General features: G+C 40.5%; 19 protein-coding genes and 1 pseudogene. 12 read left to right on the top strand and 8 right to left on the bottom strand.

Features of this window, described 5'->3' with window-relative positions; all coding sequences use genetic code 11:
* The first annotated feature begins 16 nt into the window (after positions 1–16).
* Positions 17–1285 (top strand): DNA cytosine methyltransferase, encoded by a 1269-nt coding sequence (locus HWQ36_RS06420; protein WP_292699285.1) that lies wholly within the window; start codon positions 17–19, stop codon positions 1283–1285.
* 30 nt (positions 1286–1315) lie between these two features.
* Here the strand turns inward: HWQ36_RS06420 and HWQ36_RS06425 are convergent, their stop codons facing one another.
* The 4 genes from HWQ36_RS06425 to HWQ36_RS06440 all read right to left on the bottom strand — a co-directional run bounded on the left by HWQ36_RS06425 (position 1316) and on the right by HWQ36_RS06440 (position 4842).
* Positions 1316–2281, bottom strand: a complete 966-nt coding sequence (locus HWQ36_RS06425) for an aldo/keto reductase (protein WP_292699287.1) — start codon at positions 2279–2281, stop codon at positions 1316–1318.
* Between the two features lie 75 nt (positions 2282–2356).
* Positions 2357–2572 (bottom strand): type II toxin-antitoxin system HicB family antitoxin, encoded by a 216-nt coding sequence (locus HWQ36_RS06430; protein ID WP_114083861.1) that lies wholly within the window; start codon positions 2570–2572, stop codon positions 2357–2359.
* Positions 2573–2645: 73 nt separating this feature from the next.
* Entirely contained in the window at positions 2646–4136 is a 1491-nt protein-coding gene (locus tag HWQ36_RS06435; protein ID WP_292699294.1) for a hypothetical protein, read from the bottom strand.
* Positions 4137–4320: 184 nt separating this feature from the next.
* A complete protein-coding gene (locus tag HWQ36_RS06440) occupies positions 4321–4842 on the bottom strand; it encodes a hypothetical protein (RefSeq protein ID WP_292699295.1) in 522 nt (173 codons plus the stop codon).
* 234 nt (positions 4843–5076) lie between these two features.
* On the opposite strand from HWQ36_RS06440, the gene nfi reads away from it, so the two are divergent.
* The 3 genes from nfi (at position 5077) to HWQ36_RS06455 (ending at position 8530) form a co-directional block, all read left to right on the top strand.
* Positions 5077–5742 (top strand): deoxyribonuclease V, encoded by a 666-nt coding sequence (gene nfi / locus HWQ36_RS06445; protein ID WP_292699298.1) that lies wholly within the window; start codon positions 5077–5079, stop codon positions 5740–5742.
* Between the two features lie 107 nt (positions 5743–5849).
* Positions 5850–6386, top strand: coding sequence for an FHA domain-containing protein (locus HWQ36_RS06450; RefSeq protein WP_292699300.1), 537 nt, complete (start codon positions 5850–5852; stop codon positions 6384–6386).
* A 185-nt stretch (positions 6387–6571) separates the two neighbouring features.
* A complete protein-coding gene (locus HWQ36_RS06455) occupies positions 6572–8530 on the top strand; it encodes an FHA domain-containing protein (RefSeq protein WP_292699302.1) in 1959 nt (652 codons plus the stop codon).
* A 180-nt stretch (positions 8531–8710) separates the two neighbouring features.
* Here HWQ36_RS06455 and HWQ36_RS06460 read toward each other — a convergent pair whose 3' ends face one another.
* Both HWQ36_RS06460 and HWQ36_RS06465 read right to left on the bottom strand, forming a co-directional pair.
* A complete protein-coding gene (locus HWQ36_RS06460; RefSeq protein ID WP_292699305.1) occupies positions 8711–8908 on the bottom strand; it encodes a DUF2283 domain-containing protein in 198 nt (65 codons plus the stop codon).
* Complete coding sequence (locus HWQ36_RS06465) at positions 8905–9381, bottom strand: helix-turn-helix domain-containing protein (RefSeq protein ID WP_292699309.1); 477 nt, start codon at positions 9379–9381, stop codon at positions 8905–8907. The genes HWQ36_RS06460 and HWQ36_RS06465 overlap by 4 nt, the downstream gene beginning before the upstream one ends.
* A 140-nt stretch (positions 9382–9521) precedes the next feature.
* Between HWQ36_RS06465 and HWQ36_RS06470 the strand changes: the two genes are divergently transcribed.
* The 4 genes from HWQ36_RS06470 (at position 9522) to HWQ36_RS06485 (ending at position 16402) form a co-directional block, all read left to right on the top strand.
* Entirely contained in the window at positions 9522–9866 is a 345-nt protein-coding gene (locus HWQ36_RS06470; protein ID WP_229462062.1) for a hypothetical protein, read from the top strand.
* Positions 9867–9920: 54 nt separating this feature from the next.
* A complete protein-coding gene (locus HWQ36_RS06475; RefSeq protein ID WP_292699315.1) occupies positions 9921–11201 on the top strand; it encodes a hypothetical protein in 1281 nt (426 codons plus the stop codon).
* Positions 11202–11786: 585 nt separating this feature from the next.
* Positions 11787–15773 carry a magnesium chelatase subunit H gene (locus HWQ36_RS06480; protein WP_292699318.1) on the top strand — a complete coding sequence of 1329 codons (3987 nt, stop codon included), beginning with the start codon at positions 11787–11789 and terminating at the stop codon, positions 15771–15773.
* 53 nt (positions 15774–15826) lie between these two features.
* Positions 15827–16402 (top strand): Uma2 family endonuclease, encoded by a 576-nt coding sequence (locus HWQ36_RS06485; protein WP_292699322.1) that lies wholly within the window; start codon positions 15827–15829, stop codon positions 16400–16402.
* Positions 16403–16428: 26 nt separating this feature from the next.
* Here HWQ36_RS06485 and HWQ36_RS06490 read toward each other — a convergent pair whose 3' ends face one another.
* The gene (locus HWQ36_RS06490; protein WP_292699325.1) at positions 16429–17127 is read right to left on the bottom strand and encodes a hypothetical protein; all 699 of its coding nucleotides are present in this window, start codon (positions 17125–17127) and stop codon (positions 16429–16431) included.
* A gap of 366 nt (positions 17128–17493) precedes the next feature.
* Here HWQ36_RS06490 and HWQ36_RS06495 point away from each other — a divergent pair, with 366 nt between their 5' ends.
* The 4 genes from HWQ36_RS06495 (at position 17494) to HWQ36_RS06510 (ending at position 20208) form a co-directional block, all read left to right on the top strand.
* A complete protein-coding gene (locus tag HWQ36_RS06495) occupies positions 17494–18069 on the top strand; it encodes a Uma2 family endonuclease (RefSeq protein WP_292699328.1) in 576 nt (191 codons plus the stop codon).
* Positions 18070–18127: 58 nt separating this feature from the next.
* Positions 18128–18490 (top strand): type II toxin-antitoxin system RelE/ParE family toxin, encoded by a 363-nt coding sequence (locus tag HWQ36_RS06500; protein ID WP_292699331.1) that lies wholly within the window; start codon positions 18128–18130, stop codon positions 18488–18490.
* 63 nt (positions 18491–18553) lie between these two features.
* The gene (locus tag HWQ36_RS06505) at positions 18554–19672 is read left to right on the top strand and encodes an aminoglycoside phosphotransferase family protein (protein WP_292699334.1); all 1119 of its coding nucleotides are present in this window, start codon (positions 18554–18556) and stop codon (positions 19670–19672) included.
* Positions 19669–20208: a DOMON-like domain-containing protein gene (locus HWQ36_RS06510; protein ID WP_292699337.1), complete on the top strand. Its 540-nt coding sequence runs from the start codon at positions 19669–19671 to the stop codon at positions 20206–20208. The genes HWQ36_RS06505 and HWQ36_RS06510 overlap by 4 nt, the downstream gene beginning before the upstream one ends.
* A 640-nt stretch (positions 20209–20848) precedes the next feature.
* Here HWQ36_RS06510 and HWQ36_RS06515 read toward each other — a convergent pair.
* Positions 20849–20945, bottom strand: a pseudogene (locus HWQ36_RS06515) (photosystem II protein D1); the annotation flags it as partial.

The raw sequence follows: 20945 nt of genomic DNA on the forward strand, positions 1-20945 counted from the left end.
GTTAGATTGGGGTTTCATGGCTTATGAGATGAGAAAACAAAGAGCGATCGCAGTTGACTTATTCGCCGGTGCGGGGGGTATGACTCTTGGCTTTGAACAAGCTGGCTTTGATGTGCTGGCCTCTGTGGAAATCGACCCGATCCACTGTGCAACACATGAGTTTAACTTCCCTTATTGCTCAGTGTTATGTAAAAGTGTTGTGGATACTAGCGGGGAAGAAATTAGGAGTCGGTCTAAAATTGGCGATCGCGAAATTGATGTGGTAATTTGTGGCTCACCATGTCAAGGATTTTCTCTAATTGGTAAACGGGTTGTTGACGATCCGCGAAATTCTTTAGTGTTTCACTTTCATCGGCTGGTTTTTGAGCTAAAACCGAAATTCTTTGTCATGGAAAATGTTCGGGGAATCACAGTTGGCGAACATAAACAAATCCTCAAATCTTTAATTAGTGAGTTTAAAATTTACGGCTATAAAGTAGAAGAGAATTATCAAATTCTCAACGCTGCAAATTACGGAGTACCACAGTCCCGTGAGAGATTATTTCTTATAGGTGCAAGGGAGGATGTAGACTTACCGAAATATCCTCAGCCGATTACTAAACCAGCATTACCAAACAATTTAACTTCTAAAAAAATATCTAATATCCCATTGAGTCCTACAGTATGGGATGCAATTAAAGATTTACCTGAAATAGAAAACTATCCTGAGTTAGTAACAAGAGATTGGGTTATAGCAGAATACGAAAAGCCTAGTAGCTATGCTCGTGTACTTCGCGGTCTTAAATGCCCGAATGATGATTATTCTTATAAACGTGAATATGATTTGCGAATCCTTTCTTCAAGTTTAAGAACAAAACATTCTGCGGAAACTATTCAACGTTTTCATGAGACTCTACAAGGCGATAGAGAAAAAATTAGTCGTTTTCATAAGCTACATCCTGCTGGTGTCTGCAATACTTTAAGAGCCGGAACAGACAAATATAGGGGTTCTTTCACATCCCCAAGACCGATTCATCCATTTACGCCTCGTTGTATTACAGTCAGGGAAGCGGCGAGATTGCATTCTTACCCTGATTGGTTTAGATTTCATGTAACTAAATGGCACGGTTTTCGGCAAGTTGGTAACTCTGTACCACCGCTACTAGCAAAGGCTGTGGCGGGTGAAATTATTCGTAGTTTGAATATTTCGCCTTTTAAACCGAGATTGCGATATAAGTTGGGAGATGAGAAGCTATTACAATTTAACATATCGCAAGCGGAACAATATTATCAGCGTGACTATTAATAATACACTTTGTAATATGTGCAAGCTTGGCTAAGTCCAAGTACGGAAAAATGTACTATCTTCCCAGATATTAGCAGCCGCCAGTGCGATCGCAGTCAATTCTTCCTTTTTAAGAGGCACAAAAGCCCGCGCTATCTTGACATTATTCTCTAATTGTAAAACAGTCTCTGCCGCAATTACACAACAATGAACTCCAGGCTGAGACATTGTGTAACCTAAAGCTTGCTCCATACCTGTCAATCCACCTGGTTTAAATAGCCGACCATAAGCCGGGACTTTCATCGCAATCACACCGACATTTTTTTCTTGAGCAACTGGTAGAACCACCGGGATAAATGGATGTGGGTGGTGTTGGTCGGCTGCATTCACAGGAATCAGTGTAGTGTGGAAAGGATAGCGACGTAACCCTTCGGCAATCACTTGAGGGTCGTGATGTCCGGTAATACCTGCAAAGCGCACCAATTTTTGTTCTATGGCTTCTTCTAAAGCCTTAATTACACCCGATGGACTAAAGATAGTGTCGAGTTCTTCAGAAAAAGAAACGTGATGCAACTGCCACAAATCGAGATAATCTGTATTGAGACGTTTAAGCGATCGCTCCAATTCTCGCCAGGCTCCATCCCGATCTCTTTGATCGGTCTTGCTTGCTAGAAACAGCTTTGAGCGATGGGGTGGTAGCACTTTGCCTAAATAATCTTCACTGGGGCCATAACTAGCCGCAGTATCAAAGTAACGAATGCCAAGTTCCAGCGCTCTTTGAATTATTGCCGCAGCATCATCTTCTTTTCCTTCCCAGGATAGCGGCGTTTGTCCTGCTCCTCCTAACCCGAAGATAGGGAGTTTTACTTCCGTGCGTCCCAGCAACCGTTCTGGCATAGTTGCTGGAGGTGTTGCTGTGTTGGTAGTATTTTGCTGTAAAGCATTAGTTGCCATAATACCGCCAGTCACAGCAATGCTGGTAATTAGGAAATTACGCCGCGTTTTTCCTTCTATCATGATTGGCTTTGGGGGCAAAATTACTTTTATTATAAATTTTAGCTAGGGAGAATTAATCTCAGAAAGCAAGGCAATCTAGGCATAACTAACCTCTATACTTGTTACAAATCTGGGACTAGCATCAGTGTCGAGTAAAGGACATTCTTCCAAGAATAGCCTTGTAGCTTCTTTAAGATTAGCAAGAGCTTCTTCAATTGTTTCACCTTGGTCAACTGTGCCGACTTCAGGACATTCAGCAACATACATATCTTCTTCTTTGTGAACAATGGCAGTTAATGTTTTGGTCTTCATAGGATTTTATTTTGATAGGGATAGTTGAGCTATCGCACTGCTTTTTCTAGTTTAATGCTGAGGTGCGATCGCATTACTTGCCACCGACGGCATTTTTCTGAGCGTAGTTAAGATTTTTTTGATATTCTATGATTTTTTGCTGGGCTATGGCATAATTTGGGCTGTAAGATGGCACACTTTTCATAAGTGCGATCGCAGTTTCCCACTGACTCACAACTGTTTTCCACTCATCTGGAGATTTTGCTGATTGGGTTAATTTGGCAGCACTGATTGCTTGATTAACAGCCTCTCGGAATGTATTAGTTTGAGGTGTGAGCGCTGCTGCGAATGGAGTTGGTGAAGTAACTTGAGAAGCTATAGAAGTTGTTGATTGTTCTTCCATTTTTGGAATTGTTGCCAATAAATATATTCCGATCGCAACCAAGGAAATGAGCATAATTATCAGCAGCTTTTTATTTAAATTTATAGGCGTTTGGTAATGAGATTGAGATAGTGATTTGATGGGCAAATGCTGTTTTTTGCCTTTTTTGATTTGGGTTAGACCCATATCACCACGTAATCTATCAATTTCTAAATCTGCGCGATCAACACTGTAGCTCTTATGTCTAGTTTGCAAGCTTTGTAGTAGAACTTTCAGCTTAGGAATGAAGCGTTTTATTACTAAGTGTTCTAATTGATATAGATATGCGGCAGTGAACATCCAAATCATGAACCAACGTTGACTTAAAAAATCATTGTTTTCAATGCTGTAAAAAACTCCGTTTGTTGCGCGTCCTGTTAAATGCCCCGTACAACCATTAAAGTATTCCGGTATTTTATTGTACAAGTTGCAACTAGAAAAAGCTACTTCTGAAAAGATAGTTAGGATTAGCATAAAAGATAATCCCATAACTACTGTGCCATAGAAACCTGCCCATAAACTATTCAAAGTAGGTATCCATTTTGGTAATTTATTAGATGATTTAGGCTTTTGCCAAATAAACCAGAAAATATGATAGACAAAGGCTAAGAAAGCCGTTGGTATTAATAAGCCGAATAAAATAGAAAATATGAATATTATAGGGCTGTTGCCGAGAACTGATATAAACACTCCAGCTAATCCAAAGACTATTAAACGTGTGCCAGGAAATGCTATTGGAACTAGAATAATCGCCCTGAGCCAAGAACTAGGATAAGGAAACCAAACTGGCCATATTTGAGAGAGTGTTTCGTATTTTCCCTGTTTAGCTAGTTCTAAAATACTGGAATTTTTTTTAGTCTCGTCATTCACAGAATTCAAATTTAAATCATCTATCCAGCTTACTGAGGTTTGTCCTTTCTTTTTTCCATAGATTTTCACAGATTTAATAGGTTTAGCTTCCAACTTTATTATTAGTTTACGAATAAAAGTGACTGATGATTCTTGCTCCGGTACTTGTAAAGATTCCAGGATTATCTGTAAGCAGCCATTTTTCAAGATTGCTTTGGCAGTAATATCTTTGGGTCGCAAAAGGTAATTGATTACTGAAGCGATCGCTTGTGCATCTCCCTGTTTAGCAAGTTCTAAAAGATTCGGCTGTGTCATAACCAATAAATCCAAAAAACTGAGAAAATATCTTCTATCTCAGGTTTCCCTATTCAAAAGTAAAAACAACATTTTCAAAATTTTTCAAATTCTTTATTAGAATTTCACTGTATTTATTATAATTCTTGCAAAAACCCCGATTTTAGACTCTTTTTCTACGTTTCTAGGTGAGGTAAATTAAACACTAACGTTCCTTTGTAATCACAGAGCTACCATTACTAATACTTACTTTTTGAATAAAAACGTCAGTACAAGATGATAAAATATCAGAGCTTATTTGATTAGCAATAAATTCAAAATCTTGGTTTGTTAATCCCCGTGCAGTATCGCCACTTAAGTTAATGGAAATAGTCAAAGGTTGAGGATTACTGGAAGAATTTTCACTATCTACTTCTTCTAGTTCATCTTCTACTATACCTAGATTAAACTCTTTAGTCCAAGCTGGAAACTTCTTACCCGTTTGTTGTCCGTAAATTTTCACGCTTTCAATAGATGCAGCCCCTAAACCAGTTAAACCTTTGCGGATAAATGCAACTAAAATTTTCTGATTTGGTACTTGAGCAGATTCTAGCGTTACCTCTAAATAAGCATCTTGAAAGGCAACTTTTGCAGCGATCCCTTTGGGGTGTAGGTGGCGGTTCATCAGAGATGCGATCGCATCTACATCTCCCTGTTTTGCAAGTTCCAGAATATTTGGCTGTGTCATAACCACTAAAAGAGAAAATCTAGGAAAATAAACTTATATTCTTAGAATTCCCTCTTCACAGCCTTAAGTAACATTATGATGCAAAATATCAATTAATTTAGGTTAAAATATTTAGGATAAAGATAGTCTTTCACAGACTTTTGTAAAAAATATATTTTCCCTCGATCAACATCTGTTTTTGCCGTTGCCAAATTAACAGGATTAATATTAATCAGTTTAATTCCGATTTTAAATATGAAAATTTATCAAGAGCATACTTGGCCCTCAACGCTGGAGGAAGCCATAGTTATCCAAGAAAAGCTGCGAGATCGAGTAATTACTGAGGATCAACTACAAGAACCTATCCAGTACGTTGCTGGAGTAGATATGGGTTTTGAAGCGGATGGAACTATTAGCCGTGCAGCTGTGGCTGTACTGAGTTTTCCTGATTTGCAAGTAATCGAAACCAGCCTAGCATACCGTCCTACGACCTTCCCTTATGTTCCTGGGTTCCTCTCATTTCGGGAAATTCCAGCTGTTATTGATGCCCTAGAAAAGATTACAACAATACCAGATATCATCCTGTGTGATGGCCAGGGAATTGCTCATCCCCGGAGATTAGGTATAGCTTGCCATTTAGGGTTACTTATAGATATACCAACAATTGGTGTAGCTAAGTCCAGGTTGGTTGGTAAGCATGAGGAATTGCCAGAAGCAAAGGGTAGTAAGCAACCACTGATATATAAGGGTGAAACGATTGGGGCAGTTTTGCGATCGCGCACAGGAGTAAAACCTCTATATATCTCCAGTGGCCATCGAATTAGTTTACCTACAGCAATTGACTATGTATTACGTTGCACGCCAAAATATCGGCTGCCAGAAACTACACGCATTGCTGATAAACTAGCATCAGCAAAATAAAGCTTATTGAAGTTTTTTCTAAATACTTGCTTCCATATACTCAATCGTGTTAGGAATCGCACAGAAGGAAGTTGAAGTAGCTAAATACGATTTACGAAGTTAGAACAATGAACGCACTAACTTTACAGTGGCACGATGCAGGTCAAGAGAAAACTCAGAACATTTACGAACAACAGTCAAGTCAAAATTTTGGTACTGTCCGCATTGGTCGCGATCCCCTCCGGTGCGATATTGTTTTGAGTCATCCTACTGTATCTGGTCTGCACGTTGAAATCTTTTTTCATCACCAGCAACAGCGCTTTTATATCAGGAATTTGCGATCGCAAAATCCCCCCCTGATTGATGGACGGCAATTAGTCCAAGGTGAAATGCCTTTAACTGAGGGCACTAGTATCTCTCTGGGACAAGTAAAACTCAACGTTACTAGCATTTCCACAGGCAGCATTCCAGCAACAATTTTAATGCCACCGCATCCCGGACATCACCACCATTCACCAATACCTCCCGCACCAGCGCTAGGAATTTATGGTTTAGAATGCCCCAAATGTCATAAAGTTTCCCCAGGAGAGAATCTACAAATTGGCTGTCATTGGTGTGGGACATCTTTGGCTGCGGCTGTGAGTGTGTTGGTAGCACGGAATTAGGGAGTGGGGATGAGAGGGATGAGGGGGATGAGGGAGAAATCAATTCAAAATTCAAAATTCAAAATTCAAAATTCAAAATCAAAGAACTCCTGCCTTCTGCCTCCTCTTACCCAATGCCCTGTTTGGCCAATGCCCAATGCCCAATGCCCAATGCCCAATGACAAATGACAAATGACAAATGACAAATGACAAATGACTTACAAATCCAATTGAGTTGGGAAGAACCAGCAACAGGAGAACGGCGAGAACCACTGTTGAATATGCCGATCGCTTTTGGTCGAGAATTCGCTCGTTTACCTGCCGAACTTAGGGGAGTGCGGGTTTCTCGGATGCTGCTTAACAGTAACGAAGTTTCTCGCTACCATGCCCTAATTGACTGGGAACAAGACCATCTAGTAGTTATTGACCAAGGCAGCGTTAACGGTGTGTATGTCAACGGTAAACCACAAACGCGCAGTGTTTTGGCTAATGGCGATACATTGCAAATTGGCCCTTATGTAATCACAGTGAAATTTGGTGCTAGCGTCTCTGAACCAGATACCAGCCCCCCTTCAACGATTCACTTCAACGCAAAGACCAATCTTCCAGACCCCAGATTGCCTGTAGCACAGCCGCTAACGCCGTTGGCAAGTAATTTCCCGCCACTAGCGTTTCAGGCGGAAAATGTCGCTATTCAAGCGCTTCATGCTACAGGTCTATCAGTAGATGAATCTGATTATCTAGCGATCGGGGCGGGACTGGGTAGCTTTTTCTGGGCTGATTTGCTGCGACTTAGTGGTGTGCGTCCTGACAAAATTGTAGCTTTGGGATTGGAGGGAGAACCTTATGCTCGTTACAAGCGCCTTTGTTTGAATTCGCAAATTCCCTTACATGAAAGACTGCGTTCTAATTCTGACTCTTGCCCTGATAATATTTGGGGCTGGCCTAGTTATGCCTTGCGCGAGGCTTGGCACGATTGCAGCAAAGGACAGATAAACTCAGCATTGAAGTATTTGTGGCAAGTATTTGCTGAACCAACATTTGCCGAAACTTATACACCCCGCGCAGGTAATGTCTTTGATTCCATAGACAGGGAAGCGAAGCGCATTGGCTGGAATCAAATTTATCGCTATGGGCGAGTTAGGGCAATTCGCAAAACTGATGATGGCAGATATTGCGTAGCCTATTCTCGCGCCCCAGGAAATTATGCTTTTTTAGTTAGTCGTTATTTACATTTAGCTACTGGGTATCCAGCAATTCAGTTTCTTCCAGATTTGCAAGCTTATAGAGAAAAATATCAAGATTTTAAATCTGTCGTCAATGCTTATGAAGCACACGATCATGTTTATGAACAACTAGAGCGACAAGGTGGTACGGTATTGATTCGGGGGCGGGGAATTGTGGCTTCGCGGATTATTCAACGTATTTATGAAGCCAGAAAGCGAAATCGGAATATTGCAGTTTTGCATTTAATGCGATCGCCTAAACCCCAAGGTAACAAATTTCAAAATACCCAGCGCCTAGTCAAAAATCATTACGAATTTCAACCCTTTAACTGGCCAAAAGCCTGTTGGGGCGGCGAACTCCGGGCAATGTTAGAAAAAGCCACCCCCGATGAACGCAAACGTTTACTAGCAGATTGGGGTGGAACTACCACCGCCGATCGCCACGACTGGCAGCAAATTACTGCCCAAGGGATAAGCGAAGGCTGGTATCAAATTACCTTCGGAGAGGTTTTGGATGTAGAACGAGATGCCCAAAACCGGACTATTACCAATATCCGAGAACAAAGCTTTGGGGAAATGAAATTGCTAGCTGATTTTATTGTTGATGCTACTGGACTGGACGCTAAAGTAGATGCCAATCCTTTGATAGCAGATTTAGTGAAACATTACAATCTCCCAGTGAATCATCTGGGGCGATTGACTGTAGCAAACAATTTTGAACTAGTAGAAATGCGTAGTGGCAAAGGTCAAATGTATGCTGCTGGGGCTATTACTTTAGGTGGTCCTTATGCAGCAGTCGATAGTTTTTTGGGCTTGCAATATGCTGCATTAGTCGCCGTTGATGGACTCGCCGCCACCCGTGCGCCTGGAGTTAATCGTTTGAATACTATAAGTTCCTTTAGGCAGTGGTTGAAGTGGGTGTTAAATCAGTCACCTTAGTTTAAGAAATTGCAGTAAATATGCTCAATGAAGGAATGGCGATCGCTCTTGTTGATCCCATTGCCAACAAACCAGCTATAAACGCGATAGGATCAATGCTTATAGATTAATATTTAATCATATTGATAATGTCTTATAGCGACTTCTCGCTCTCAAAAGTAAAACGCGACTTTATCTCTATTATGTAGAAATCGAATACTCTAGGGAACGTGGATTATCGATTCTCCTGGAAGCGTCTAATATTTCTAGCCCGATAATATTTCCATCTTCATCGGAATCTAAAATTACCCCTGGCTTTTCTTCATCACTATCTTCTATGGGTACATCACTCAATATAATCTTTAATATATCTACTTCTGGGTCATAGGTAATTTTCATATTTCTCTCCAATTTAATTCATCTTCCAAATAATCGGGATTTTCCGAAGTGGGAATGCAAACTTTAATATCAATAACTAATTGATTATTTTCAATATTTATATTAGTTACATTAACAATTGTTTTCTCTGGCGATAAATCTAACCCTGGAACCTTTATTGACTGATTTTTATACCCTGCATCATCAAGCCATTCAGAAATATTTCGCCAATTTTCTAGCTTTTCATCAGACTTATCCAACAGACTTTTTACATACCTGTATACGGTTGCACAGAGGTCAGTTTCTACACCCTTCCCATTTTTACCAAGTTTCTCAGCTATTTCAGCTGGACTGAAGCCACAAAGCAAACCCCGCAAGTGTCGCTTTTCAACTGGTGTCAAACGCTTATTTTTCACTGATGACAAATCAGAGTAAAGGGTTTCCAAGTCCCAGTGGTTTTCTGCTTGCATAAAGGGTTCATTGCTAGATACCATAGTCAAATTTTGAAGATTGTCTTAAATTTCCTGATGTAATTTTACCATTATCCCTGATGGCAGCTAGGGGATGATTAGCTTTTAATTGCAGGATACTGAGATGAAAGCAACAAAAATTACATTAATTTTAGTGATCTATTATGGATAAGCTAGTTGACAAAATCGCGGCATTAGGTGTGCCTGGTCTTGTACTTTTGGTTGCTATGGCTGTGACAGGATGGGCTGGAGCAGCTGCAATAACAACAGCTTTAGCAGTGCTTGGTGGGCCATTCGGAATGCTTGGAGGAATTGCTGTACTTGGCTTGCTTGCTCTAATGTCACAAGGATTAGCTGAGTATGGATTTGAAGCAATTTTTAAGTCTACGGTAGATCAACTTAGAACAAGAGGGAAATCTAAATCAGATATAGAACGCGAGATTGAATCTTACCCTATTTCAAGCGATTTGAAATTGAAGATAAAGGATTATTTGAGAAAACTTGCATAGTTGAGATACTGCTCCATATCTTATTAATCGATACTTCAAACAACAAAATTGACTATGAACACTAATCAAGAACAAGAATTAACTCAAAATCCTGTATCTGAATCAGGTGAAGATAATCAAACGATTGAAGAAGGACAAAAAGGAGAGTTTTATAAAAAGATAATTTCATTTTTACAAACTATACCATCAAGCTTAAATAATCTGTTTACTGTCCTATTTAAGCCTAATTCTCCATCCAAGCCTGTTGATGAAGGGACTTTTTCTCAGAAGACAGAGCGTATTCATGCCTATAGTGATTTTATTAAATCTGCATCTAAATTCATTTGGATTGGTGTTGTTTTCATAATCATTATTCAACTATGGGGTAATTTTTCGCTCAATCACATCAGCGATACATCTAAACGTAAATCAAATACTGTCACCATTACTATTCCTGAACAAAAGCTATCTCAAATGTCTGATGATGTTGCAAATGCTCTTGGCAAGGCATTAGTTAGTGCCAGAGCATCTGCATCGAATAATCTGGAACAATGGCATGATGAAGTAATGCAACGTGTAGACCATCCGTTTCTTGATTGGTACTACAATTATTTTACTCAGTGGGGTGTTGGTGTAGAAGCTATTTGGGTAAATATTAGTGCTACTTCAGAAGAAGAAAAAGCTGAAAAATTAATTGGAAACTTCCAAAATGAATTTACTAAAAAGGTTTTGCAGCCATCATCAATGCAACTTGAAATGGAACGTTTTACAAGAGAAGCAATTGATAAATATGTATCTGAAGCTAATCAAAAATTAGCAGGAATCAAAAGTCAGTATCAGATTCCCCAACCTGTTTGGGAAGAATTTATAGAAGGTCTAGGAAGTACAACATATAATACAGGTAGCAAAGAGCAAAATCTCTCTATTCGCGCACTTTCGCGTGGTACAGGTTATGTAGCCGCCAGTGCAATGATGAAAGCTGTTAGTGTTATTGGTACTAAAAAAATTGCTACAGCAACTGTGAGTAAAGCAACTTCTAAAGTAGTTGCTAAGATAGCAACTAAAACTGCAACAAAGGTAGCAACAGAAGGAACAGGTGAGGTTGCTGCTGGACTTTTAGGTTTAGAGCTACTTAATCCTATTGCCGGTTTAGGAGTTTTAGCATGGGATATCTGGGATCATTATCATACAGTTAAAGTAGAAAGACCAATTCTAAGAGAAAACCTCAACAATTATTTGAATGAGGTAAAAGATTCATTGCTAAATGATAAAAAAAATGGAATTTTGTCTTCAGTGAATAAATTCCATGACGGAATTCTGGATACTTTAAATAGCAAGCCAATATTAGCTAAATAAAAGTTGCTTGCTCGTAAGCAGATACCAAGTTTCTGTTGTTTGGTGTTGATAATCCAATACGATTCATATAAGACTAAAACCCTGATCCATCGGACAGTGTAGAGACGCGAAATTTCACGTCTCTACAGGTCTATCTATGGTTCTCCAAAAAATCCTTAACTGAACTGTATTCATTGATAATTTCTTGATTTAACCCGAAAGAAACTCTGTCTCTCTGCTATTTAGTATAATTAGCAACTATATAATGTAAGTCTATCTATGCTGAATAAAAAATATTTAGTTAGTATAACCAAAGTTTTGTAACTAGATTAAAATTGCTGAATAGTTATTTAACTATAAAACTAATAAAATTAGTAACAAAAAATTTACAAATAAGTGAGCCAATACTTTTAGTTAGAGTCAACAATTACAAAGAAATATTTCGTTTTTTATATCGATTTGTGTCATATAGGCGATAAAATGCCTACTGGGTAAGCGTTTTCTGATAAAAAACAGATATTGCCTAAAAGATCACAAGTTACCTGTGGCTGATGATGCCGCTAGGAACTTCCTTCAGAGAACACGCATCAAAGGAGCCGAAGAAGCATGTTCACACACGTCAAGTCCACCATTAGACACATTGCGCCTGATAACTTACGCGGACGTAGTTTAATCAAGGTGGTCTATGTCGTGCTTGAGTCCCAGTACCAGAGTGCATTGTCGCAAGCGGTTCGCACGATTAACGCGAACAATCCCAACTTGGCGATTGAAATCAGTGGGTACTTGATTGAGGAACTCCGCGACCCAGAGAATTACGAGGAGTTTAAACGAGAAATTGAGAGTGCGAATATCTTCATCGCTTCGCTCATTTTCATCGAAGACTTAGCACAGAAAGTTGTAGCAGCAGTAGAACCACACCGCGATCATCTCGATGTTTCCGTTGTCTTTCCCTCCATGCCAGAGGTAATGCGCCTGAGTAAAATGGGCAGCTTTTCTCTAGCACAGTTGGGTCAGTCAAAAAGTGCGATCGCACAATTCATGCGGAAACGCAAAGAAAAATCCGGTGCGGGTTTCCAAGATGGGATGCTGAAGCTTTTGCGAACCCTGCCGCAAGTGCTGAAGTTCCTCCCAATGGACAAGGCACAGGATGCCCGAAATTTCATGCTCAGTTTTCAGTATTGGCTAGGTGGTTCTCCAGAAAACCTGGAAAACTTCTTGTTGATGCTAGCTGATAAATATGTATTTAAAGGTTTAGAGAAACAAAATTTTGCACCTTCTACATATCAACAGCCGGTGGTTTATCCCGATTTAGGGATTTGGCATCCTTTGGCTCCTAGTATGTTTGAAGATGTTAGAGAATACCTCAATTGGTATACAGCTCGTAAGGATATTTCTAGCGATCTAAAAGATCCCCTAGCTCCTTGTGTCGGCTTAGTATTGCAACGCACTCACCTAGTTACAGGGGATGATGCCCATTATGTAGCAATGGTGCAGGAGTTGGAAGCACTAGGCGCACGGGTATTACCTGTGTTTGCTGGTGGTTTGGATTTCTCCAAGCCTGTGGATGCTTACTTCTATGAACCAACTACCAATATACAGTTGGTAGATGCAGTGATATCGCTGACTGGTTTTGCTTTAGTGGGTGGCCCAGCCAGACAAGATCATCCCAAAGCAATTGAGTCACTCAAACGCTTAAACCGTCCTTATATGGTGGCGTTACCCTTAGTTTTCCAAACCACAGAAGAGTGGATGGATAGCGATTTAGGCTTGCATCCAATTCAAGTAGCTTTGCAAATTGCGATTCCTGAATTGGATGGGGCAATTGAGCCGATTATCTTATCGGGTAGAGATGGGACTACAGGGAAAGCGATCGCACTGCGCGATCGGGTGGAAGCTGTAGCCGAACGCGCCTTAAAATGGGCTAACCTCCGCCGCAAGCCGAAGCTGGATAAGAAAGTTGCCATCACCGTTTTCAGTTTCCCGCCAGATAAAGGCAATGTGGGAACCGCCGCTTACTTGGATGTCTTCGGCTCAATCTACGAGGTAATGAAAGCCCTTAAAAATAACGGCTACGACTTACCAGAATTGCCAGAATCCGCCGAAGCGTTGATGCAAGAAGTCATTCATGACGCACAGGCGCAGTACAACAGTCCAGAACTGAACGTTGCTTACAAAATGTCGGTTCCTGAGTATGAGGCACTTACCCCTTACTCTCAACGCTTAGAGGAAAACTGGGGCCCACCTCCCGGACATCTCAACAGCGACGGGCAAAACTTGCTAATTTATGGTAAGCAATTTGGTAACGTCTTCATCGGTGTGCAACCCACATTTGGTTACGAAGGCGATCCGATGCGGCTGTTGTTCTCCCGTTCCGCTAGTCCTCACCACGGTTTTGCTGCTTACTACACTTACCTAGAGCAAGTTTGGAAAGCTGACGCTGTACTGCACTTTGGTACACACGGTTCCTTGGAATTCATGCCAGGGAAACAGATGGGGATGTCTGGCGATTGTTATCCAGATAACTTGATTGGCTCAATTCCCAATTTGTATTACTACGCAGCTAATAATCCGAGTGAAGCGACAATTGCCAAACGTCGGAGTTATGCCGAAACAATTTCTTACTTGACACCGCCGGCAGAAAATGCTGGTTTATATAAAGGTTTGAAGGAACTGAGCGAATTAATTGCTTCCTACCAAACCTTAAAAGATAGTGGACGCGGTGTTTCCATTGTCAACAGCATCATGGATAAATGCCGGATCGTGAATCTGGATAAGGATATTAACCTGCCAGAAACCGATGCCAGAGATATGAGTACCGACGATCGCGATAATATTGTTGGCAACGTCTACCGCAAGTTGATGGAAATCGAGTCACGGTTGTTGCCTTGTGGTTTGCACGTCATTGGGAAACCACCAAGTGCAGAAGAAGCGATCGCAACTCTCGTCAACATTGCTAGTCTAGATCGTCAAGAAGAAGGACTTCAAGGCTTACCGGGAATTATCGCTAATAGCATTGGGCGTAATATTGACGATATTTATCAAAGTAATGACAGAGGCATTTTAGAAGATGTCCAGTTATTGCAAGATATCACTTTGGCAACCCGTGCAGCAGTTACCGCCCTTGTCCAAGAGCAAATCGACGCTGAAGGACGAGTTTCTCTAGTTTCCCGGTTGAATTTCTTCAACATGGGTAAAAAAGAACCTTGGGTAGAATCATTGCATAAATCAGGCTATCCCAAAGTTGACACCGCAGCTCTAAAACCCCTACTTGAGTATTTGGAATTCTGCCTGCAACAAGTTTGTGCCGATAACGAACTAGGAGCATTACTCAGAGGCTTGGAAGGCGAGTACATCCTACCCGGTCCTGGTGGCGATCCCATCCGCAACCCTGATGTATTGCCCACAGGTAAGAATATCCATGCACTCGATCCGCAATCCATCCCAACAACAGCAGCAGTCCAATCAGCCAAAATTGTCGTAGACAGGCTTTTGATCCGCAACAAGGCTGAAAACGATGGAAAATGGCCAGAAACCATCGCCTGCGTCCTTTGGGGAACCGATAACATCAAAACTTACGGTGAATCCCTAGCGCAAATTATGTGGATGGTGGGCGTGCGTCCAGTTCCCGATGCCTTGGGACGGGTGAACAAGTTGGAATTGATATCTTTAGAAGAGTTGGGACGACCTAGAATTGATGTTGTCATCAACTGTTCTGGTGTATTCCGCGACTTGTTCATCAACCAAATGAACCTGTTAGACCAAGGCGTGAAGATGGCAGCTGAGGCAGATGAACCCTTAGAAATGAACTTTGTTCGCAAACACGCTTTGCAACAAGCCCAAGAAATGGGCATTAATCTGCGTCAAGCAGCGACTCGCGTTTTCTCCAATGCTTCTGGTTCCTACTCGTCAAATATCAACTTGGCGGTAGAAAACAGCACTTGGGATAGCGAAGCCGAGTTGCAGGAAATGTATCTCAACCGGAAATCCTTTTCCTTCAATTCCGATAACCCCGGAATCATGGATGAATCCCGGCAGATTTTTGAAAGTACATTGAAAACTGCTGATGCAACCTTCCAAAATTTGGATTCTTCCGAGATTAGCTTAACGGACGTTTCCCACTACTTCGATTCAGATCCCACTAAGTTAGTTGCAAGTCTGCGGGGTGATGGTAAAAAACCAGCATCTTATATTGCAGATACAACCACAGCTAACGCTCAAGTGCGGACATTATCAGAAACTGTGCGTTTGGATGCCCGTACTAAATTATTAAATCCCAAATGGTACGAAGGGATGCTGTCTCACGGTTACGAAGGTGTGCGCGAACTCTCCAAGCGGTTGGTGAATACAACAGGTTGGAGTGCGACAGCCGGCGCTGTGGATAACTGGATTTATGAGGATACTAACGAAACCTTCATCAAAGATGAAGAAATGCAGAAACGGTTGCTGAACCTTAATCCCCATTCTTTCCGCAAGATTGTATCAACTTTGTTGGAAGTGAATGGACGCGGTTATTGGGAGACTAGCGAGGATAATTTAGATCGCCTGCGCGAGTTGTACCAAGAGGTTGAAGACCGGATTGAAGGGATAGACTAGTCGCTATAGGGCAGGCGAGATGCCTGCCCTAATCTTCAATCTAAAATGCCCCAATGGATGCTTTAACCGTCAACCTTAAACCTGTGCTGGAATTGACAGATGAGCAGTTTTTCCAGCTTTGTCAAGCAAACCGCGATTTGAGATTTGAACGCACTGCAACCGGAGAACTAATTATCATGCCACCAACCGGGGGAGAAACCGGAAATCGTAACGCTGGGCTAACTGCTCAACTTTGGATTTGGAATGAGCAAAATAAACTGGGCATCGCCTTTGATTCTTCTACAGGTTTTAAACTTCCCAATGGTGCAGACCGTTCACCTGATGCTTCTTGGCTGAGACTGGAACGCTGGAATGCACTTACTCAAGAAGAAAAAACAAAATTTATACCACTTTGTCCTGATTTTGTTGTTGAGTTACTTTCGCCAAGTGATAGTTTGAAAGTAGCTCAGGAAAAGATGAGGGAATACATAGATAATGGTGTGCGTTTGGGTTGGTTAATTAATCGTAAATCGCGGCAAGTGGAAATTTATCGGCAAGGCCAAGAGGTTGAGGTGTTGGAATCGCTTGTTACTTTGTCAGGAGAAGATGTTTTACAAGGTTTTGTGTTGAATTTGGGAATGATTTGGTAATATTTACAGTTATTCAATATATCAACTTACCTAATATTGCCAGCTATTTTTTTGATTAGCAACTCCCATTTTTTATTCGTATTTTCCACAAAATTATAGAATAAACCTATTATTACAAACATGAAAAATCCACCTAGTAATACCAGAAAAGAATTCATAAACTCTGCTCTAAAAAATAATACTAAAGAAGCAATCAGTATTATTAAAGTAACTATTAATAATAGGTAATTTATACCAGTTAAAAATGCTGTAATCATATTTTTAACAACTATTTTTTTATATAAAAACTTCATCAATCTAGAATCTGTAAATGATTTGTGAGCTACATCTTTGATATTCTCAATATAAAATATAGTAGGCTCAATTTTTTTCTGTAAAGAAACACATTTTTGGCGTATGCTTTTTATTTTATCTTCCTTATGATTATAATTATTTGCGGCTTCTCCTGCTAAATCTAACCCCAATCCAGAGACAGTTCCTCCGAATAGGGCTAATAAACCTCCAGCAATACCAGCAATTATGGAAAAATCATTTTTTTCTACTTCAGTCGCTCTAATTATTTCATTGATTTTTATTTTTATTTCTTCCAGTTTAGATTGATAGTTATTAATTGACTTTAATTGTTTTCTCATAAGCTGCTCATTACCAAAATCAACTTTAATATCAGCAGATATTTTGTCGATTTCAGTTTCTAGATTGTATAGAACACTATCTATGTTATCCATTATTTTTGAATAAATTAATGAAAGTATCTTAACCTTCATATATGTTTCCCAAAAAATTACTCTGATTAACAAAGATATTTAATAAATTTTGCACCTGACTATTAACGGTAAGTTCTCAATCCACAACAGGCGATCGCATTATTTTTGAGGTTTTCTGAAAGACGATCGCTTACAATGCAATCATAGAATCAGCGATCGCTTTTGGGAATGTGGAGAGGTGCGTTAGCGTAACTCACCGTAGGTATCGCCTATAGTGGTATCGTGTGTGTTATGTATAACTAGAAGCAAAAAAATGGATGAAGGGGATAGAACAATCTGTAGGCTAGGCATCTTTCCTGACTTAATCTTTCAATCTGGAATATCATCATGAATGCTTTAACCGTTAACCTTCAATCAGTATTGGAACTGACAGATGAGCAGTTTTTTAATCTATGTCAGGCAAACCGTGACTTGAGGTTTGAACGCACTGCAACTGGAGAACTAATTATCATGCCACCAACCGGGGGAGAAACTGGAAATCGTAATGGTAGACTAAATCAACAATTATTTAATTGGTCAGATACCGATGGTACTGGCATCGCTTTTGATTCTTCTACTTGTTTTAAATTACCTAATGGTGCAGATCGTTCACCTGATGCTTCTTGGATAAAGTTAGAACGATGGGATGCTTTAACTGAAGAAGAAAAACAAAAGTTTCCCCCCATTTCTCCTGATTTTGTGATTGAGTTACTTTCGCCAAGTGATAGTTTGAAAGTTGCTCAGGAAAAGATGAGGGAATACATAGATAATGGTGTGCGCTTGGGTTGGTTAATTAATCGTAAATCGCGGCAAGTGGAGATTTATCGACAAGGGAAAGAGGTTGAGGTGTTGGAATCGCCTGTTACCTTGTCAGGGGAAGATGTGTTAAATGGCTTTGTGTTAAATTTTGGACTAGTGTGGTAAGAGAATGAAGGTATCCATTGTCAAATAATTTATGTAGGTTAGGAAGATCAAAATTGAAATGATTCAAACATTTCAAAATAAAGCATTAGAAAATTTATTTAGAGAAAATTTTAATAAAGGAGTTCTTGCAAACTTAGAAAAGAAAATTAGAATCAGACTTGAAGTTATAGACTCAGCGTTAATTGTAGAAGATATTAGATTACCGGGTTATGATTTACATGAATTAAAAGGAGATAGGAAAGGAACTTGGTCAATTAAGGTATCAGGAAACTGGCGTATAACTGCAGCAGGGCTAAATGTGCCTACAGCACCCTGTGCTATTAGTACCTTTAAAAATTACGAATTACGAACTTGTACTGAGCGACTTGTGCCGAGCGAAGTCGAGGTAAGTCGAAGTATTACGAATTACGAATTATTTTGACGCGCTACTATATCCCCTATTGCCTTCGTGCAATGTATGTGAGGAGTAGTGCAGGTTAAACAGATGACAGAAGAATTTAATACACAACGTGCAGATAATTTGATTGCGATCGCAGATCAATTCGCCCAACCGGGAAAGGTTACAGGCGTTAAAGCCTTTGGAAGTGGTAATATCAATGACACCTTCTTAGTCACTCTAGATTCCTCAAAAGAACAACATTTTGTCCTGCAACGTATCAACACGCTGGTGTTTCGTCAGCCAAAACTGATTATGCAGAATATGCGTATCTTCACTGAGCATGTTCATAAACGGTTACAGCATATCCCTCTCAATCGTCGCTGGGAAGTACCGCGCGTACTATTAACTCAGGATGCTCAAGACCATTGTCAGGATGCAGACGGCTCTTTTTGGCGGGCGATTAGCTTTATTGAAGGCTCCCAGTCTTTTGATACTATGCGCGATCGCTCACAAGCGAAAGAAATCGGTTATGCCTTGGGGATGTTCCACAACCTAATCAGCGATTTGCCAGCAGAAAAACTCGCTGACACTCTTCAAGGATTCCATATTACACCGCTTTACCTCCAGGATTACGAAAAGGTGTTGGCGAAAACTATTGCGCATCGATCTTCAGAAGTTAATTATTGCTTACAGTTTGTTAGCGAGCGCCAAGCCTTTGCACATATCCTAGAAAATGCCAAAGCTGAGGGCAAACTACCTCTGCGTCTGATGCACGGCGATCCAAAAATCAATAACGTTATGTTCGACACTGTTACCCAGCAAGCCGTCAGCGTCATCGACCTCGACACCGTTAAACCGGGTCTAGTACATTACGATATTGGCGATTGTTTGCGATCTGGCTGCAATCAGGCTGGAGAAGAAATCGAAAATTGGAAAAGTGTTCATTTCGATACCGACCTCTGTCAAGGAATCTTACAAGGCTATCTCTCTGTAGCAAAGGCGTTTCTTACCGATAATGACTATGCGTACATATATGATGCCATCCGTCTAATTGCCTTTGAATTAGGATTGAGATTTTTTGCTGATTATTTAGCTGGAAATGTCTACTTTAAAGTTAAGTACCCAGAACATAACTTGGCAAGAGCGATCGTGCAGTTTAAGCTCACCGAAAGTATTGAATCTCAAGAAACGCAGATTCGTAACATTATCAAAGATATGAAATGAACTACCAGACATTTTCCCTACAACCCTTCCCTTCTCATAAATCGCTGCCTAATTTGAAAATTGCAGGCAATATCAGCCGAAATGATAATCAATTTGCCATCCGCTATATGCTTGAAGGCGATTTAAAAGAAATTGCGATTGCCCTGCCATCAAACACACTTTCACGCAAGCATGAATTGTGGAAAGACACCTGCTTCGAGTTCTTCCTTGGCATCAAAAATTCTCAACAGTATTGGGAATTCAACCTCTCCCCAACTGGACACTGGAATGTCTATCGTCTTGATGGGTATCGTCAAGGAATCCAAGAGGAAACAGCTTTTGAAAATCTCCCGTTTAATGTTCAAAATCAAGCTGATAGTTTAGCACTAGCTTTAAATGTTGATTTAGATAAAATTATTTTTGTGGAGCAACCAATTGAAGTTGCCATTACTACCGTTATTAAAGATAGATATGGTGAAGTGACTTACTGGGCGTTAACTCATCAAGGCACAGAGGCTGACTTTCATCTGCGAGACAGTTTTATCGTTGAGTTGTAAATATAGCGGTTCCCAGTTGAGTGAGGTACAAAAACCCCACCCCCAACCCCCTCCCCGCTCTTCGATAGGGGGCTATGAAGTACCTCATTTAATTAGAAAAAGCTATATTAGGAGTCTTATTTGATATTTGAATAGTGAGGAAATCAAAGGTAGTGTGTCTAATAAACGTCGGTATTGGGTTAAGGAATGGATAATCCAAATAAGGAATGATCTTAATCGGATTGCGAGGTATCGCTGTACACCGATTTTACTTCCCTTAAATAATACTATCTATCGCAACTTGGTATTAAAAAATAAAGCGCCCTCCCGAATTTGGAGAGCGCTTTATTATTCAGTTAAACCACGTCTATCTTGAAACCTGTAGTTCAACTCTAATGAATAAGGATTTGCCCTCATCCCCCAACCTATCTCCCATACAGCACTTCCGGCAGCTATGAGGTACATCCTAAAAGCTGAAAGCAATGATAGGAGAGGGGCAAGGAGAAAACTATATTGCATAATAGCCGGAAGCGCTGTATCTGGGATTCGGGGAGCTAGAATTTCAAAATTCCTCTCCCAGATATGGGAGAGGGATTTAGGATGAGGGCGAAAACTACGGTTCTCAGCTTAGATGAAGTTTAATTCAGTTAATGTTAGAGAACTAACCGTTGATAGCAGGAGCAGTAAGAGCAACAGGAGCAACATCACCAGCAGCCAAATCTAGAGGGAAGTTGTGAGCATTGCGCTCGTGCATTACT

It is taken from the genome of Nostoc sp. NMS2 (genome assembly GCF_017115105.1).
In the GTDB taxonomy this organism is placed as follows: Bacteria; Cyanobacteriota; Cyanobacteriia; order Cyanobacteriales; family Nostocaceae; genus Nostoc.

Bases quoted from the DNA above. Each gene is read 5' to 3' on its own strand.
- HWQ36_RS06430 (WP_114083861.1), bottom strand. From the start codon at position 2,572: ATGAAGACCAAAACATTAACTGCCATTGTTCACAAAGAAGAAGATATG.
- HWQ36_RS06500 (WP_292699331.1), top strand. From the start codon at position 18,128: ATGATTCAAACATTTCAAAATAAAGCATTAGAAAATTTATTTAGAGAA.
- HWQ36_RS06490 (WP_292699325.1), bottom strand. From the start codon at position 17,127: ATGGATAACATAGATAGTGTTCTATACAATCTAGAAACTGAAATCGAC.
- HWQ36_RS06510 (WP_292699337.1), top strand. From the start codon at position 19,669: ATGAACTACCAGACATTTTCCCTACAACCCTTCCCTTCTCATAAATCG.
- HWQ36_RS06475 (WP_292699315.1), top strand. From the start codon at position 9,921: ATGAACACTAATCAAGAACAAGAATTAACTCAAAATCCTGTATCTGAA.
- HWQ36_RS06505 (WP_292699334.1), top strand. From the start codon at position 18,554: ATGACAGAAGAATTTAATACACAACGTGCAGATAATTTGATTGCGATC.
- HWQ36_RS06495 (WP_292699328.1), top strand. From the start codon at position 17,494: ATGAATGCTTTAACCGTTAACCTTCAATCAGTATTGGAACTGACAGAT.
- HWQ36_RS06480 (WP_292699318.1), top strand. From the start codon at position 11,787: ATGTTCACACACGTCAAGTCCACCATTAGACACATTGCGCCTGATAAC.
- HWQ36_RS06440 (WP_292699295.1), bottom strand. From the start codon at position 4,842: ATGACACAGCCAAATATTCTGGAACTTGCAAAACAGGGAGATGTAGAT.
- HWQ36_RS06455 (WP_292699302.1), top strand. From the start codon at position 6,572: ATGACAAATGACTTACAAATCCAATTGAGTTGGGAAGAACCAGCAACA.
- HWQ36_RS06450 (WP_292699300.1), top strand. From the start codon at position 5,850: ATGAACGCACTAACTTTACAGTGGCACGATGCAGGTCAAGAGAAAACT.
- HWQ36_RS06435 (WP_292699294.1), bottom strand. From the start codon at position 4,136: ATGACACAGCCGAATCTTTTAGAACTTGCTAAACAGGGAGATGCACAA.
- HWQ36_RS06420 (WP_292699285.1), top strand. From the start codon at position 17: ATGGCTTATGAGATGAGAAAACAAAGAGCGATCGCAGTTGACTTATTC.
- HWQ36_RS06470 (WP_229462062.1), top strand. From the start codon at position 9,522: ATGGATAAGCTAGTTGACAAAATCGCGGCATTAGGTGTGCCTGGTCTT.
- HWQ36_RS06425 (WP_292699287.1), bottom strand. From the start codon at position 2,281: ATGATAGAAGGAAAAACGCGGCGTAATTTCCTAATTACCAGCATTGCT.
- HWQ36_RS06465 (WP_292699309.1), bottom strand. From the start codon at position 9,381: ATGGTATCTAGCAATGAACCCTTTATGCAAGCAGAAAACCACTGGGAC.
- HWQ36_RS06485 (WP_292699322.1), top strand. From the start codon at position 15,827: ATGGATGCTTTAACCGTCAACCTTAAACCTGTGCTGGAATTGACAGAT.
- HWQ36_RS06460 (WP_292699305.1), bottom strand. From the start codon at position 8,908: ATGAAAATTACCTATGACCCAGAAGTAGATATATTAAAGATTATATTG.
- nfi (WP_292699298.1), top strand. From the start codon at position 5,077: ATGAAAATTTATCAAGAGCATACTTGGCCCTCAACGCTGGAGGAAGCC.